A 17,146-nucleotide genomic window follows, 5' to 3' on the forward strand; every position below is an offset into this window, starting at 1 on the left:
CCTTTTAATCTGTCACACTGTTGGTGGTAGTCTCTGTGTTGGCACCACTCTGCGCAATGTTTTCCAGCGTCTTTTCGCCGAAGTAATAAGACATGATCTCAGCCGCAACAACGGATGCATTGCTGGATCCATATCCATGTGCGATACGGGTCGCAACCGCGATCTCCGGATCTGTATATGGTGCATATCCTACAAAAAGAGCGTGGTTTGGTCGAAGCAGGGACTCCTGCGCCGTACCTGTTTTTCCGGCTGCCGCAACGCTGGTTCCCTTAAATGCCGACAGGTCTTCTACGACCATACGAAGGCCGGAATTTAAGGTCGACCATTCACTGTCCGTCAATGCCGTGATCTGATTTTTCACAGATGGACTGTATGTTGCAACGGTCTCTCCGCTCGCCGGATCCTCCACATGGTCTAAAAGTGTCAGATCGTAGACAGTTCCGCGGTTGGAAACTGCCGTGATATAACGTGCCAATGAGATCGTCGTAAAGTTGTTATCAGACTGACCGATGGCAGCCATGACTGGGAATTCCGTTGCCGGTGTCGGCGTAGACTCATCGATCTCTACGCCCGTCTTGGAATCCAAGCCATACATAGATGCATATTTGGCAAGTTTTTCAATACCCTGACTGTCATTATAATTATTGCTGTTGCCACCAGCCAGATCATACCCCACTTCATAAAAGAAATAGTTGCAGGAAAAACGCAATGCCTCAGCCACATTGATCAGACCATGTGTACTTCGCGGATAGATCCAACATTCCGGTTTATTGCTGACTTTTTCAAACTTACCCTGATCCAGGATCTGGGTTGAAGTCGTAATGACATTTTCTGCAAGCCCGGCGGTCGCACTGACGACCTTGTAGGTAGAACCCGGTGCCGTCTTCTGCTGGGTCGCATGGTTATAAAGCGGTTCCGACTTACTGTTGGTCAGATAAGCATAATAGGTAGAATCCACCGAATTTGCCAGTTTGTTGTTGTCATAGCCCGGATAAGAGACACAAGCCAGAACCTCGCCGGTCTTTGAATCAATGACGACAGCAGATCCGGAACAAGGATCCAGTCCCAACTGCCCCGGTGTGATCTCAAGGTTCTTGATCTTATCCAAGACAAAACTGTAAGCAGAGATACGACCAGACAAGAGTGCATCGTGTGTCGTATCATCCTCCGGCAGAACGCCCTGCTCATATAAAAGAGCACACAACTGGTTGCCGGATATCATATCCTGCTGAATAGCATATTTGTAGACCAGTTTTTCAAAAGATGCATCGGTCTGCAACTGATCCAAGACATAGTCAATCAAAAGACCGTACAATTCATCCGTATCCACATACTTGGTATCTTTTGCATATTTTGTAATGTCGATCCAGTTCTGCTCGATCGCATAGAGTAAGTATTCGTTGACACTCAAAGACTCACTGGTCCATTTGGTCTGCATCTCATCCGAGGCGTCGATCGCATCTTTATCAAAAATGCCCTGTTTTTTCAGATAGGTCACAATGTAAGTCGCATAATCCTGATATTCCTCGGACAGATCCTTATAGACCGTACCGGTGGTCGGCTTAAGCTGGCTTTGCAACTGGCTGAATACATCCGCTGTCTTTTTATCATAAGCAGACTTTACTGCCCTCTCTGTATCCGTTGCATCCGCATCGGAAAACTTTGAGGTATCGATCAGGTTGTTATTGATAAAGGAATGATAGACATCATAGACCGGGATCATGATATCCGATTCTTCTCCTGTCGTATGATAGGTCTTGATATTGGCGATCTTGGAATAGACAATACTTGCGATCTCTTTTTCCAGAGCGCGATAGGTCGCCTCCTGTAGATCCTTGTCGATCGACAGATAGACATCATCCCCGGATTCCGGCTCCTCATAATCCGATACCTGGATCAGATTACCGACACTGTCTACATAAAGTTTTTGTTTGCCCTTGGTACCGGACAGATAATCGTTCATGACCTGTTCGATGCCGGATTTACCAACTACATCCGTCAGTTCGACGGAATCGTCATCCTTCTTTTTTTCGTTGTATTCATCAGTAGAAATGGTACCGGTATAACCGATGATATGTGCAAAATACTCGCTGTCTACATATTTACGGATCGAAGTTTCCTTGATGTCTACGCCGGTCAGTTCATTGCTGTTTTCCTTGATATAGGCAACAGACTCATCACTGACATTGCTGGCTATGGTCGTAGCAATATATTTCTGATAAGAATTCTGTCCGATATTGTAACGCACGATACAGATCTTATAGCGCATTTCTCCATCATATTTGTCGGAAATGTTGTAGCGTTCCTCTCCCATCAGATAGTCCATGATCTGATCCGGTGTGGCTTCCGCTTCATCAAATCCCAGTTTGTCATTGTATTCCAGATCATCAATGCTTGCATGTCCAAAAACATCCGCACGGAAACGCTGTAATGCTGTGCCGCTGTCATTGACAAAGGAATATTGACCGGAAGAAGACCGCGTAATACCAAAATTATTGTCAATACTGTCACCGTTCGCCTCGATATGGGTGATGATGTCAGAAATCTCCTGGTTCATCTTTTTATTGCGGTCTTTTCTGTTCTCATAAGTGCCGTTGTCTTCAATGGTAATGGCGTAGGCAAGTTCATTGTAGGCAAGGAGTTTGCCATTGCAGTCGTATATGTTGCCACGGGTCGCTGCGATCGTCTCATCCTTTTCTACAGTCAGGTCATAATTTTCCTGATAATCGGCACCGCGGACGATCTGCAAGACAAAAAGACGGGTGATCAGTATGCCCGCAAGCAAAACCATAACAGCCGTCAATACACGCAAACGCGACGTAAATATTCGATTCGTCAAAAAATCTTTTATTTGCTCAAACAAGTTTTCTAGAACTCCTTTTATTATCTTTGTCCAATCGCTGATTGATCTTTAAGATGACATAATAAATCGGGATGGCAACCAAAATCGTATAAGTGACCTCCGGTAAAATAAGGTTGGTCAGATAAAAGAGGAAGTCGTATCTTCCACGGAATAAAAACAGAACGACAAAGACTGCAATCCCATAGATCAGGTCACTCAGACCGATCAGGGCAAGCGGTAATTTGATATCATCACCAAAGAAGATCTTCTTGAACAGACCACACAAAAATCCCAGATAAAGATAGAGGATCGCATATAATCCAAAAGTCGTACCGCTAAAGAAATCCAAAATCAGTCCACTGCAAAAGCCTATGATCATCCCTTGTTTGCGTCCTCGCATCAATCCGTAAGAAGTGATGATGATGACCATGATATTGGGTGTGACACCTCCCAGTTCCATGTGTGGGAACACGGTCGTCTGCAATAAAAATCCTACAATGACGATAGCAAGAACCACAAGAATATATTTTATGATACCCTTGATCTCCATGACTACTTACCTGTCTCCTTTAACTGCATGATCACAAGCACATCCTGTAAATGTTTAAAATCGACCACCGGTGTGATCTCGCCCGATTTGGTCAGATTGTTATTGTCCTCTGTGATATCTGTCACATAGCCGATCAAAAGTCCTGGCAGATACTTGTCACTGATGTTGCTGGTAACAACAGAATCTCCTGTGGAAACCTTATCCTCACTGTCTTCTAAATTAGAAAAAGTGATCATGTTGGATTCCGTCATGGACTTGAGATTACCGGATACGATACAGTTGTCATTGTTGGATAAGATCATACCGCTGACATTGCTGGTATCATCGATAATAGCACGTACTACCGCATAATTCTTGCCCACATCTGTCACGATGCCGACCAGTCCGCTTCCTGCGATGACGTTCATATCTACCTTGATCCCATCCTTGGAGCCTTTGTCGATCGTAAAGGTGTTAAACCAGTTGCTGGTTCCCTTGCCGATCACGTGTGCCCCGGTCGTCTTGTAGTCTGCATAAGTCTGATCCAGATCATACAACTCCCGCAAAGTATCCAGTTCGGATTGCTGCAATCTGGTATTGGTCAGTTGTGTGGAAAGTTCGTCTATCTGCTCCTGTAACTGCGCATTCTCTGCGATCAACTGCTCCTTGGTCTTGGTATCATCACTGTTGATGGAGATAGATTCACCCACATAGTCCAAGCCCTTTTGCATTGGCACAAAGACATAGTTACAGATGGTCCGTATCGGTTCTCCCGCATAACCGGTCGCATAGCCGGCAAAGAGCAGCATGATACAGATCACCGTCAAAAGCAATAAAATATATTTACTTGGAAAAGAAGATTTTCCTCTGCGCTTCATAAAATCCTACCTTTATTTAAAAATTCTTGTTCGCATACTATAGCCAAAGCGTTTGTATTTGGCATCTGTCAAAACTTTTTCCAGTCCCAGAGCCGTTGTCTCTTTTGCATGCTCACTAACATTAACCTTAATGTTTGTCACTTCTGTGAACAGATCGGAAAGATCTGCGATGGCTGCACTGCCACCGGTCAGATAAATACCGGAATACACGATATCTTTTGCGAGTTCCGGCGGAACCTTCTCCAAGATCATCTTGATGGAATTGCAAAGATTTTCCAGATCAGACTTGATACCGTCATAAACGGTAGATGCCTGCACTTCCATTTCGATCGGCAGACCGCTTACCACATCACGTCCGACTACCGTCATAGAAGCCTCTTTGCCAGGCATTGCACTGCCGATATTCTCTTTTAACTGACAGGCTGTCTTGCGTCCGATCAAAAGATTAAACTTGCGCTTCATGTGTGTCACGATGGCATCATCCAGATGATTGCCGCCAAATGGCAATAATTCTGTCAGTACCAGTCCGCCCAGGGAAATCACAGAGATCTCTGTCGTATCGGCACCAAAATCAACGACCATGACACCGGTCGGTTCTGTGATATCCAGATCCATACCAATGGCATCTGCCAGTGGCTTTTCACATAAAAGCACACTGTGTGGCTTGGTCTTGGACCGGGCAAACATATCGTAAAATGCCTTTTTTTCTACCTCTGTGATGTCGGTAGGAACGGCAACCACGATGTCCGATCCCTTGATCCTTGCCTTTGCTTTCTTTTCTAAGACCTCAAATAACATGGTCTGCATATTATCAAAATCAGCAATCACACCAGATACGATCGGAAATGAGACAGCGATCGTCTCCGGTGCCTTCTCATACATAGAATATGCATCATCGCCATAGGCATACATCTGATCTTTGTCTACAATGGCGATGGTATTTTTCACATTGATGATCTCACTGCTGTTGCTGCTATAAATTTTAAGGTTATTGGTTCCCATATCAATTCCATATGAATTGCTCATTTGTTCTTCCTCCGTTGCCTTTGTCAAAACGTTCTTGGCTACATTATTTTATATTAGCATAATTAAATACCCTTAACAAGATTGGCATCATAAAGTTTTTGCAGTGCCATCATGATACCGAGTTTGCCGTGATACCAGGTAAGTCCGCCCTGGAAAAAGGCTGTATATGGCGGGCGGAGCGGTCCGTCTGCGCTGAGTTCGATGGAAGATCCCTGGACAAAAGCACCTGCCGCCATGATGACCTGACTGTCATAGCCCGGCATATCCCACGGCTCCGGTGTCACATAGGAATCTACCGGTGCTGCTGCCTGGATCCCCTGGCAAAAAGCGATCAATCCTTCCGGCTTTTCAAAAGTCACTGCCTGAATAATGTCATGTCTGGACGCACTACCGTTCGGGATAACGGCAAAGCCAGTCGTTCAAATACATTTGCCGCAAAGATGGCACTCTTTAAGGCTGCGTTTACCACCGTTGGAGCCAGGAAAAATCCCTGGAAGAAAGACTGCATCATGCCAAGGGATGCACCGACTTCCTTGCCCAGTCCCGGTGAGGTCAGACGGTATGCCGCATTTTCGACACATTCTTTCTTTCCGACAATATAGCCGCCGATCGGTGCCAGTCCACCGCCCGGGTTTTTGATGAGGGAACCGACGATCATATCAGCGCCGACTTCCAGTGGCTCTCTCTTTTCTACAAATTCGCCATAACAATTATCGACCATACAGATGACATCCGGCTTGACCTCCTTGATAAAGGAGATCAACTGACCAATGCGTTCTACCGATAATGTCGGTCTGGAAGCGTAGCCCTTAGAACGCTGGATGGTCACGAGTTTTGTGCGGTCATTGATGGCATTTCTGATCCCATCAAAATCAAATCCGCCATCGGCAAGCAGATCGACCTGGGCATAGGTCACACCATATTCTGCCAAAGATCCCTTAGATGGGCGGATACCGATCACCTCTTCTAAAGTATCGTATGGTTTTCCGACCGGGGATAAGATCTCGTCACCCGGACGGACATTTGACATCAGTGCCAATGCCAGCGCATGTGTCCCACAGGTGATCTGCGGACGTACCAGTGCGGCTTCTCCTTTAAAGCAGGTCGCATAAACCTCCTCTAAGGTATCACGCCCCAGATCGTTATAGCCATAACCGGTGGTTCCGTTAAAGCACTCGGCACTCACGCGGTGTTTCTGCATGGCTGCCAGCACCTTCATCTGATTGTACTCTGCAACCTCATCCAGTTTTTCAAATCTATCTTTGAGGGATGCCTCCACCTCCAGACAAAAATCTGAAACGGCATCCGCGATCCCAAAGTTTTTATACATTTCTTTCATATCTGATCTATTCTCCTAGTTTTCTTTTTGCATATTTTTTATCATGTAGGTCAAAATAGCGGCATTGTCATAGGAAAAATCCGCCTTATTGATCCAGATAACTTCCGGTTTGCTGTGAAACCAGGTCAACTGCCGTTTGGCAAAATGTCTGGTATCTCTTTTGATGCGGTAGATACCTTCCTCCAGACTGCAACTTCCATCTAAAACATCAAAGAGTTCCTTGTAACCCAGTCCCTGCATAGACACCATATCCTTGGTATAGCCCATTTTCTGCAAATGATCGACCTCATCCAAAAGTCCTTCTTCCATCATCTGATCCACTCGCTTATCAATGCGTCTGTAAAGATTTTCCCTGTCGTCATTTAAAACAAAATAACGGAAATCATAAGGTGATTCTTTTTGTCTTTGTTCCTGATTATGTAGGGAGATCGGCTTGCCGTGCATCCGGTAATATTCCAGTGCCCTTATCACACGTTTGATATTATTGGGATGGATGGCATCCGCGCTGGCAGGATCAACCTGTCGCAGACGATCGTGCAAGGCAAGTGCACCCTCCGCCTTTGCAAAGCTTCTAATTCCGCCCGGATCTTTCCGTCACTGTCTTCTTTGGAAAAATCCGTATCATACAAAAGTGCCTGAATATAAAAGCCCGTACCGCCGACTGCAATGGGAATATGCCCGCGCTCATAGATCTCTGCCATAGCCTCTTTTGCCATAGCGACAAAGCGCGCCACATGAAATTCCTCATCCGGCAACAACTCATCTACCAGATAATGCCTGATGCCATCCATTTCCTCCGGCCGGATCTTGGCGGAACCGATATCCATATATTTGTAGACCTGCATAGAATCACAGGAAATGATCTCGCCTCCGATTGCTTTTGCAAGAGAGATAGAAAGTTCTGTCTTTCCTACTGCCGTTGGTCCGGCAAGGATGATCAAAGGTGGTTTCTTGCTCATAATTATACGATCCTCTTAAATTTCTTCTCTAATTCATATTTGGTCATGGCTATGATCGTCGGTCTGCCATGTGGGCAATGGTAAGGATTTTCCAAGGATAACAATTCATCCAGCAATTCCTCGATCTCCGGATAAGACAGGCGGTTGTTTCCCTTGACCGCCGCCTTGCAGGACATGGAAGCCACTTTTTCTACGATCATATCGTGACCGTCATTGCCTTTTAATTCGCCGCAGGAAGCCAGCAGTTCCATAAAAAATTCTTTGACATCAAAGGAAAAGAGATTGCCCGGCACACCCTCAATGGCAAATTCATTGCCACCAAAAGAGGAAATGACATAGCCCAATTCCGAAAAGACTTCCTCGTAGCGTTTCAGGATATCCTGCTCTGCTCTGGTCAGCGATACAATGATCGGCGGGCTGACGTATTGTGTCGTCATCTCCTTATCCTGCAACTGCTTCATCATGCGCTCAAATAAGACTTTTTCATGGGCGGCATGCTGGTCGATAATATACAACTTATTGTCATGCTCGATCAGCCAGTAGGTATCAAAGACCTGTCCGATGATACGGTGCTTGGCACGCGCCTGCTCGGATAAAAACGAGGTCTGCTCATAAGTAACCTTTTCCTCCCGGCTCTGGTCCTGCTCTTTTTCCTTTTCCTGATAATACTCCTGGTACTTTCTTTCGTATGGCGTGTCCGCATGGATCTGTGCCGTGATCTTCTGGCGCATTTTTTCCAGACGGGACTTTTCAAAAGGTTCCGGTGCCACTTCTATTATGGTTTCTTCTTTTTTGCTCTCCGGTTCGCATGTCATAAACTCACTCCCCGGATCTGTCGCATCGTTCTCTGTCGTCTTACGCAAAGGAGCAGCCTGCACATTTTCATCTAAGGTCACCTCGGCAATGTCCTCTCTTTGATGCAGACGTTCAAAGATCAGCGACTTAAAGATGTCCGCGATTGCCATCTCATCATCAAAGCGGACTTCCTGCTTGGTCGGATGTACATTCACATCCACAGATGCTTCCTTGGTCGTGATCATCAGGACACAGAAAGGATACTGATGCTGCATCAGATAGCCCACATAGCCTTCTTCCACAGACTTGGAAAGCAGGGGACTCTTGATATATCTGCCGTTGATATAAAAATTCTCCAGACTGCGGTTGCCGCGCGCCACATTGGAATTACCGATAAAACCACTGACTTTTAAAAGATCGGTCTCCTTTTCTACCGCAAGCAGGTTGGATGCGATCAGTCTGCCGTAGATCTGATAAATGGTATCCATGAGATTGCCATTGCCGGAGGTATGTATCTTTTCTTTTTTATTGGAAATAAAGCAGAAAGAAATATCCGGGTGCGACAGTGCCAGCCGCTCCATCAGTTCGGAAATATAGGAGGCTTCCGTCGTGTCTGTCTTTAAAAATTTCTTGCGTGCCGGGGTGTTAAAGAACAACTGATAGACCATGATCGTCGTTCCATCCGGTGCCCCGATCTTATCCAAAGATACTTCCTTAGAGCCCTCGATCACATAGCGCACGCCCATAAGGGTATCTGCCGGTTTGGTGATCATTTCTACCCTGGAGACCGCACTGATGCTGGAAAGCGCCTCACCGCGAAAGCCTAGGGTATGGATATCCGCCAGTTCGGATGCGTCCCGGAGTTTTGACGTAGAATGGCGCATAAAAGCGACAGACAATTCGTCCTCCGGGATGCCACAGCCGTTGTCTGTAATGCGGATATAGGATTTGCCGCCATCCTTGATCTCGACCGTGATGGCAGATGCCCCTGCATCGATCGCATTTTCCACAAGTTCCTTTACGACAGAGGAAGGTCTTTCAACGACCTCTCCTGCCGCGATCTTATCTATTGTCGATTTTTCCAGAACCGCTATCTTATTTCTTACCATCGATTTCTTACCTTTACCTGTAGTTCATTGAGCGCATTCATTGCTTCCAGTGGTGTCATATGACTGATGTCCAGATTGCGGAGTTCGTCAATGATCGCATCATCACTGACCGTATCCAAAAAGGACATCTGTGCCTTGTCTACATCATCCAGTGGCTTGGTCTGTTTTTTGCTGCCTGTCGTCTGCCCTTCGACCGCAATATTTTTTGCCAGGTCTACAATATCATTTTCACAAAGCTGGGTCACAATGCGGTTGGCACGATCAATGACCTCATCCGGCAGACCTGCCAATTTGGCAACCGCGATACCATAACTCTTGTCCGCGCCGCCCGGGACGATCTTTCGTAAAAATACAATATCATCACCGTTTTCTTTTACGGCAATGCAGTAATTATGTACACCCTCTAATTTGCCTTCCAACTCTGTCAATTCGTGATAATGGGTGGCAAATAAGGTCTTGGCTCCGATCAGTTTGACATTGCTGATATGCTCGACTACTGCCCAGGCAATGCTGAGTCCGTCAAAGGTACTTGTTCCCCGTCCGATCTCATCCAAGATCAAAAGGGAGTCCTTGGTAGCGTTGCGCAAAATGTTTGCTACCTCATTCATCTCTACCATAAAGGTGGACTGTCCGCTCGCCAGATCGTCCGATGCACCTACACGGGTAAAGATACGGTCTACAATACCGATATTTGCTGACTTTGCCGGAACAAAGCATCCGATCTGTGCCATGAGTACGATCAATGCACTCTGGCGCATATAGGTAGATTTTCCTGCCATATTTGGACCGGTAATGATGGAAACACGCTGTTTTTTGTTGTCTAAATAGGTGTCGTTATCAATAAAGAGCTGCTGATCCATCATCTGCTCGACCACCGGATGTCTACCACCCTTGATGTCAATCAGGCCGCGCGTATTGATCTTTGGTCTGCAATAATGGTTCTTTTCTGCCACATAGGCAAGGGATGCATAGACATCCAGTCTGGCAATGGCTTTTGCCGTTGTCTGAATACGGGACACCTCCGACGCAATGCGGTTGCGCAACTGCCGGAACAATTCGTATTCCAAGGAGATCAGTTTATCTTCCGCTCCCAAAATGGTATCTTCCAACTCTTTTAATTCCGGGGTAAAGAAACGTTCTGCATTGGCAAGCGTCTGTTTTCTCTGATAATCCGCCGGTACCAGATCCTTATAGGAATTGGTCACTTCCAGATAATAGCCAAAAACCTTGTTGTATTTGATCTTTAGATTTTTGATCCCGGTACGCTCTCTTTCTTTCGCTTCCAGTTCTGCCAGCCACTTTTTGCCCTCGGTCTTGGCTTTTCTGAGGCGGTCTACTTCCTCATTGTAACCATCCTTTAAGATGCCGCCGTCTCTGGAAGATATCGGTGGTTCTTCACAGATTGCCGCATCAATATCTGCACAGATATCCGATAAACTATCGATATTTTCAGAAAGTTCCACCAGATTTTTTGACTTAAAGTCTGCCAGCACGGTCTTGATCGCCGGCAGCATGGCAACCGAATTTTTAAATGCCAGAAGATCACGCGGATTTGCCGTCTGATATACGATACGGGTGTTCAAACGTTCCAGATCATAGATCGGATTTAAGTATTCCCGCAATTCTTCTCTTGCCATCATATTATGTAAAAGTTCGTCTACGGCATCCAGCCGGTCAGTGATCAGGTCGGCATTGGTCAGGGGCTGTTCGACATCAGAACGGAGCATTCTTGCTCCCATGGCAGTCTTGGTCTTATCCAAGACCCAGAGCAGGGAACCTCTTTTTTGCTTTTCCCGCAAGGTCTCGACCAATTCCAGATTGCGTCTGGTCGAAGAATCCAAGAGCATAAAATTGCCATTGAGATAAGGCTGCACATGGTTGAACTGTTCCAAGGATGACTTCTGGATCTCGATCAGATACTTCATCAAAGCACCGGCAGAAATACTTCCCATAGGAAACTCTTCCAGACCAAGGGCAGACAGCCGACTGGTGTGGAAATGTTCCAGCAAGACAGCCACAGCCAGACGGTCATCAAAATAATGAGCATCCAATTTTGCGATGGAGATCTGCATGCGTTCTCTGAGATCCGCAATATCGATACCGCTGATGGTAAAATTCTCATTGCAGATGATCTCCGATGGCACATATTTATTGATCTCGTCCAGACAGGAACGGTTGGAATCCACTTCTGTAACAAAGAAATCCGCCGTCGTCACATCTGCGATCGACAGACCGTATTTGTCACCGTCGAAAAAGATGCCCATAATATAATTGTTCTTGGACTCGTCCAAAGACATAGCATCCATATTGGTGCCCGGTGTTACGATACGGGTCACGGCACGCTTTACCATGCCCTTGGCTTCTTTTGGATCCTCGATCTGTTCGCAGACAGCCACTTTATAACCTCTTTGTACCAGGCGTGTCAGATAGGTCTCTGCTGCGTGATATGGCACGCCACACATGGGAGCACGTTCCTCAAGCCCACAACTTTTTCCGGTCAAAGTCAGTTCCAGTTCCTTGGATACGATCTCAGCATCCTCAAAGAACATTTCATAGAAATCACCCAGACGATAAAACAGGATACAATCCGGATTGGCATCCTTAGTCTGTATGTAATGCTGCATCATGGGCGTTAATTGTTCAAAATCTACACTTTTATGATTCATAATTCACCTGATATCTCTTTATAATCTCTTCTGCAACTTTCATGCCATCCATGGCAGCAGACGTGATCCCGCCTGCATAACCGGCACCTTCTCCGCAAGTATATCCCCTCCACACTGCCGACAAAGGATCCGTCTCTATGGATGCGGATAGGCGAAGATGTCCTGCTTTCAATGCCGGATAATATGGCATCTTTTCGGTCAAAGCCTGTCATTTTATGCCCGAACAAGGTCATGCCCTCCACAAAAGATGCATTGATCTCCTCAGAAAAAAGTTCCCGCAGATTGGCAAAATCTGTCTTTCCCTTGGTAAGCGAAGCAAAATCGCCATAGGAAGAACTTTTGACATTGCTGCAAAAATCACCGTATAACTGCTGGGGAACGGCTCCCTTTGCCAGGGTATAAGCCTTCTTTTCCAGTGCCATCTGATAAGCGATCGCTCCCATGGGATCATCTAGGGCATACTCGCCCGCCCCCACGGAAACCACAATGGCACTGTTGGCATTGGCAGAATCCCGCTTGGAATAACTCATACCGTTGACCGCCAGATGTTCCTGCATGGAAGATGCATTGACGACATAGCCACCCGGACACATACAAAAGGAATAGACACCACGTCCGTTTTTTAATTTGGTCGCCATCTTATAAGGGCTGCCGCCAAAAAGCCCGGCGCATCCTTACCGTATTGCGCCTCCTGGATCATGGTCTGTGGATGTTCAATGCGCAGTCCGACCGCAAATTCCTTGGCACTCATGGAGAGTCCGCCCTCATAAAGCATCTGAAAGGAATCCCTGGCACTGTGTCCTAAGGCAAGCACCGCCACTCCGGCATCCAGCCTAATGGTCTCATTTAGACCTGCCTGTCGGATCTTTAAGGCAGACAAAACGCCATCCTTGACCTCGAAATCCTCAAACTTTGTCTCAAAATAGACAAGTCCACCCAGGCGCCGGATCTCCTGTCGCATATTCTTTACGACTTCCTGCAGGATGTCCGTACCGATATGTGGCTTTGCATCCCAAAGGATCTGCCTTGGTGCCCCAAATTCCACAAAAGTCTGCAAAACAAATTGATTTCTGCCGGTCTTGTCCTTAGTCAATGTATTTAATTTACCATCCGAAAAGGTTCCGGCTCCGCCCTCACCAAACTGCACGTTGGACTCTGTATCAAGCAATCCGGTCTGCCAGAATTTTTCCACATCCGCCTGTCTATCTTCGACTGCGCGTCCTCTTTCCAAAAGGATGGGTGAAAAACCGGCGCGTGCCAGCAAAAGCCCGCAAAAAAGCCCTGCCGGTCCCATACCGACAATAACCGGGCGCTTAGAGAGTGGCTGTTCTCCGCTCTTTGGCATCTGAAAAGTCATCGGTTGATACAGGGAAATGTCCGTATCCTTTGCGCATTTCTTTAATAACTTCTTTTCCTGATGGATGTCCAGACGAACCGCCACGGTATAAATATAAAAAAGATCCGGCTTTTTCCTTGCGTCGATCGAACGCTTCAAGATCTCTATCTCGTAGATCGATGCCACCGTAATATGTATTTTCTTTGCGACCGCCTGCCGTATGCCTTCTGTCTCCTGCTCCGACACGGCAACCTTTAACTGTCTGATTAAGATCATTTTCTTTTTCCTATACAATGCATGCCTGCAAGGGCTCCGCTGGACCATGCCCATTGCAGATTATAGCCTCCACAGATACCGTCCACATCAAGGACTTCTCCTGCAAAGAAAAGTCCCGGCACAAGTTCAGATTCCATAGTCTTTGGATCGATCCTGTCGGTCTTTACGCCGCCTGCCGTAACCTGCGCATTGGAAAATCCATGGGTATCCGTGATCTTTACTACATAATGACGCAGGGCTGCCAAGAGGCAGGTCACATCCTCTTTGTCACAATCTCCTGCCAGTTTTTCTGCCGAAAGCCCGGCTCTTTTTAAGATCGGGGCGATCAGTTTGTCGTGCAAGAGTCCCTGTAAACTCTGCTCCAAGGTCAGGTTTCCTTCCCGCATATGCAAACGTCTCTGTAAGAGTTCTTCCGCCTCTGTCTTAGCATACTCTGGCAAAAAGTCCACATCCAGACAGACATCTTTTTTCTCCAAGAGTCCATATGCCGCCAGCCGGCTGGACTGAAAGACTACAATGCCTGAAAGCCCATAATCAGTGATCTGTAATTCTCCCTGCCAGAAAGCGGTCTTCTTATCGTCGATCCAGGTCGTGATCCCGGCATCTGCCCGAACACCCGCAGCCATTTTTACCAAAGGATCCGCCGCATGCAGTTGCACAAGTGCCGGTACCGGCTCTGCGATCTCATGCCCCAGACAGGACGCCAGATAATAACCGTCCCCCCGGCTGCCACGGATAGCAGATGCCTTGCCGCCACAGGCAAGAATGACGCTTCCTGCCGTAAAGGTCTCTTTATCCGCCGTCGTAACGAGAAATCCCGGATCTGTCATTTCGATACGTTTGACCTGTTTTTCCATGACCAGCGTCACAGACAGCCTTTGGATCTCTTGTAATAAAGCCCCCTGAACACTCTTTGCCTGCTTGCTCCGCGGATACAAAAGCCCCTCCTGTTCATAGGGCTCAATGCCAAGCCCTCGAAAGAAATCTTCCGTATCCTGCTCTGAAAAGGCAGCAAAGACCTGCTCTAAGAAAGCCCTGTCGGCTCCATAATAATTGTGCAAGTCTATAGCCCGGTTGGTGTAATTACACTTGCCGTTTCCGGTCGCCAAAATCTTTTTTCCAAGTCTATCATTAAATTCGATCACAAGGACAGATGCACCGGCTCTGGCTGCAAAAATAGCCGCCATCATACCTGCGGCTCCGCCGCCTGCCACAATGACATCATATCCCCTACTGCTAGTATTCTTCATAAAAATCACCACATGTCATTGTAGCATAAGCCCTGTCAATTCTCAACACTGGCGAGGCAGTTTTATATAACTAACTGCTGTAATTTTCCAAAAAGGCAAAGAGATCTTTTTCGCTGGAAAAATCCATGCCGTCTCTTAAGTCTTCGACCACATCTTCCGGCAGGCGCTCCTTTGCGATATCCGTCGTCAGATACTTTTTCCAGTCAACGATCTCATAAACTACGACCGTGTCATTTTCTAAGAGCACCATATACTTTGCCTGGTTTTCACTGGCACTTGGTATGCTGGAATTTTCGGTCAGAAGCATCCTGTCTTCTTCCTCCGCCTCTCTCTGGTCTTTTTCACTTGTTTTTGCAATGGCAAAAAAGATGAGTGCCAGAGCCACCAGTCCAATACATAAAAAAATACAAATACTGTTTGTTCGTTTCATTTTCATCACCACAAACAGTATTTGCATTTCAAAAAAATATATTCATGATTCCTGCAACAAGTGCATTTTCTTTGCCAGCGCAATGATAGTATTGCCTTTTGGCATACGCGCCAGTTCGGATTCTGTCAGTCCCTTCATCAGCAAAAGCAGAACAAAGTAGATCAGAACACCGACACAGATACTAAGAATCGTTGCAATTGCATTGGAATTGATGATCTTGTGCACCAGTTCATAGGACAGGAAAACTCCGATTCCCATCACGATGGACGCAAACAGCGGAATGATATAGGTCTTTTGCAGATTCACGCTTGCTCCACTATAACGGCGCAGTGCCAGATCATTTAAGATGCAGACACACAGTCCGTAAATATTATTAGCGATCACGACCGCATAGATATTCAGATCAAACAGTTCCATCAAAAGGAATAAGGCTATGACATGTACCAACAAAGAGATCACAGCATTGATAACCGGTGTCTTCATGCGGTCGATCCCCTGCAAAAGTCCATTGGTCAGGGTCGATAGTCCAAAGAGTGCAATGGAAATGGTTCCCAGCAGCATGATCATCATAGTCGTCTTGTCTCCATCATGGAATAAAAGCAGGTTGAGCGGTCTGCCCAAGATTGCCATGCCAATCGTTGACGGAATTGCAATGACCATAATAAAACGTGTCGCCAGAGAGATCTGTCGATTTACCGTATCAAAATCTTTGGCATGGTATGCTGTAGAAAGACTCGGTACACTGGATGCCGCCAAAGAAGATGCAATGGAGATCGGCACATTGGTCAGAACAATAAACTGACCGGAATATACACCCCACCATTCCGAAATCTGCTTTGCGGAATAGCCTTGTAAAGATGCGATATTTTTAAATACCCCCTGGTCAATAAGGGTGCTGACATTGTAAACGATCGTGCTGAGCAGGATCGGGAAAATGGTCAGTAAAAGCATCTTTAATACATGTCCATAGGACTCCTGCTCGCGATGATGGTCGCGCCGCATACGCTTTTTAAAGCGTTTCCGATAGACCAGATAAACAAAGAGCACAAATAGGAAAGCCAGAAAGGCACCTGCCGCCGTACCAAGGGTTCCACCCGCAGCACCATAGGCTGCCGCGTAAGCATCCGCATCACCTAATACCGCTCCTACCCTCTTTCCGTAGGATAAAGCATATAAGCGGCAACCACACTGACGATGGCATTTAAGATCTGCTCCGCTACCTGGGAAAAGGCACTCGGCATCATGGTATTTAAGCCCTGGAAAAATCCTCGGAATACACCGAGCAGAGCCACGACAAATACGGTCGGTGCCAGAACCTTAAGAGCGATTGCACTCAAAGGTGTCTTTAGCAGTGTCCCGGTAAAGTAATCGGCACCAAAATACAAGAGCAAAGCACCAAGCCCGCCACTAACGATAGCAAATCCAAGCGCTCCCTTAAATACCCGGAAAGCATCTTTTGCTCTGCCATTTCCCATTCTGGATGCGACCAGTTTGGAGACCGCCAGCGGCAGACTGAATGATGACATGATCAATATAATATTGTATATACTGTATGCCGTTCCATAATAATCATTACCCGTCTTTCCAATGATCGCCGTCAACGGGATACGATAAATAAGTCCCACGATACGGCTGATAATGGATGCAATGGCAAGGATGGATCCCTGCATAATAAAACTGGCATCACTGTTCTTTGACTTACCCAATTTTT

Annotated in this window: 10 protein-coding genes and 3 pseudogenes; all 13 read right to left on the reverse strand. The window is 46.5% G+C overall.

Going from position 1 to position 17,146, the window contains the following annotated elements; genetic code table 11:
• Window positions 1-4 precede the first annotated feature (4 nt).
• Window positions 5-2,863, reverse strand: a complete 2,859-nt coding sequence (locus tag DW996_RS02880) for a penicillin-binding transpeptidase domain-containing protein (RefSeq protein WP_243098644.1) — start codon at window positions 2,861-2,863, stop codon at window positions 5-7.
• On the reverse strand, window positions 2,856-3,392 hold the full coding sequence (mreD, locus tag DW996_RS02885; RefSeq protein ID WP_118534801.1) for a rod shape-determining protein MreD: 537 nt from the start codon (window positions 3,390-3,392) through the stop codon (window positions 2,856-2,858). Before mreD ends, DW996_RS02880 begins: the two co-directional genes overlap by 8 nt.
• A 2-nt stretch (window positions 3,393-3,394) precedes the next feature.
• Window positions 3,395-4,249 carry a rod shape-determining protein MreC gene (gene mreC / locus DW996_RS02890; protein ID WP_118534802.1) on the reverse strand — a complete coding sequence of 285 codons (855 nt, stop codon included), beginning with the start codon at window positions 4,247-4,249 and terminating at the stop codon, window positions 3,395-3,397.
• 12 nt (window positions 4,250-4,261) lie between these two features.
• A complete protein-coding gene (mreB, locus tag DW996_RS02895; protein ID WP_118281225.1) occupies window positions 4,262-5,275 on the reverse strand; it encodes a rod shape-determining protein in 1,014 nt (337 codons plus the stop codon).
• A gap of 62 nt (window positions 5,276-5,337) precedes the next feature.
• A pseudogene (locus DW996_RS02900) lies at window positions 5,338-6,614 on the reverse strand (methionine gamma-lyase family protein).
• A gap of 15 nt (window positions 6,615-6,629) precedes the next feature.
• Window positions 6,630-7,573 (reverse strand): annotated as a pseudogene (gene miaA, locus DW996_RS14730) (tRNA (adenosine(37)-N6)-dimethylallyltransferase MiaA).
• Between the two features lie 2 nt (window positions 7,574-7,575).
• Window positions 7,576-9,477 carry a DNA mismatch repair endonuclease MutL gene (gene mutL, locus DW996_RS02910; RefSeq protein WP_118534803.1) on the reverse strand — a complete coding sequence of 634 codons (1,902 nt, stop codon included), beginning with the start codon at window positions 9,475-9,477 and terminating at the stop codon, window positions 7,576-7,578.
• Complete coding sequence (gene mutS / locus DW996_RS02915; RefSeq protein WP_243098645.1) at window positions 9,471-12,143, reverse strand: DNA mismatch repair protein MutS; 2,673 nt, start codon at window positions 12,141-12,143, stop codon at window positions 9,471-9,473. The genes mutL and mutS overlap by 7 nt, the downstream gene beginning before the upstream one ends.
• Window positions 12,133-13,755 (reverse strand): annotated as a pseudogene (locus tag DW996_RS14735) (NAD(P)/FAD-dependent oxidoreductase). Before DW996_RS14735 ends, mutS begins: the two are co-directional and overlap by 11 nt.
• Window positions 13,752-15,005 (reverse strand): NAD(P)/FAD-dependent oxidoreductase, encoded by a 1,254-nt coding sequence (locus tag DW996_RS02925; RefSeq protein WP_118281230.1) that lies wholly within the window; start codon window positions 15,003-15,005, stop codon window positions 13,752-13,754. Before DW996_RS02925 ends, DW996_RS14735 begins: the two are co-directional and overlap by 4 nt.
• Before the next feature lie 70 nt (window positions 15,006-15,075).
• Window positions 15,076-15,435 (reverse strand): hypothetical protein, encoded by a 360-nt coding sequence (locus DW996_RS02930; RefSeq protein ID WP_118281231.1) that lies wholly within the window; start codon window positions 15,433-15,435, stop codon window positions 15,076-15,078.
• A 42-nt stretch (window positions 15,436-15,477) separates the two neighbouring features.
• On the reverse strand, window positions 15,478-16,482 hold the full coding sequence (locus DW996_RS13920; protein ID WP_334294512.1) for a lipid II flippase MurJ: 1,005 nt from the start codon (window positions 16,480-16,482) through the stop codon (window positions 15,478-15,480).
• Between the two features lie 98 nt (window positions 16,483-16,580).
• On the reverse strand, window positions 16,581-17,141 hold the full coding sequence (locus DW996_RS13925; protein WP_330428735.1) for an oligosaccharide flippase family protein: 561 nt from the start codon (window positions 17,139-17,141) through the stop codon (window positions 16,581-16,583).
• Between the last annotated feature and the right edge of the window lie 5 nt (window positions 17,142-17,146).

The organism is Roseburia sp. AM51-8 (assembly GCF_003478275.1).
Classification (GTDB): Bacteria; Bacillota; Clostridia; order Lachnospirales; family Lachnospiraceae; genus Pararoseburia; species Pararoseburia lenta.

Excerpts from the sequence above, each read along its gene's own strand:
- DW996_RS02925 (WP_118281230.1), bottom strand. The coding sequence starts at position 15,005 with ATGAAGAATACTAGCAGTAGGGGATATGATGTCATTGTGGCAGGCGGC.
- mutL (WP_118534803.1), bottom strand. The coding sequence starts at position 9,477 with ATGGTAAGAAATAAGATAGCGGTTCTGGAAAAATCGACAATAGATAAG.
- DW996_RS02930 (WP_118281231.1), bottom strand. The coding sequence starts at position 15,435 with ATGAAACGAACAAACAGTATTTGTATTTTTTTATGTATTGGACTGGTG.
- mreD (WP_118534801.1), bottom strand. The coding sequence starts at position 3,392 with ATGGAGATCAAGGGTATCATAAAATATATTCTTGTGGTTCTTGCTATC.
- mreC (WP_118534802.1), bottom strand. The coding sequence starts at position 4,249 with ATGAAGCGCAGAGGAAAATCTTCTTTTCCAAGTAAATATATTTTATTG.
- mutS (WP_243098645.1), bottom strand. The coding sequence starts at position 12,143 with ATGAATCATAAAAGTGTAGATTTTGAACAATTAACGCCCATGATGCAG.
- mreB (WP_118281225.1), bottom strand. The coding sequence starts at position 5,275 with ATGAGCAATTCATATGGAATTGATATGGGAACCAATAACCTTAAAATT.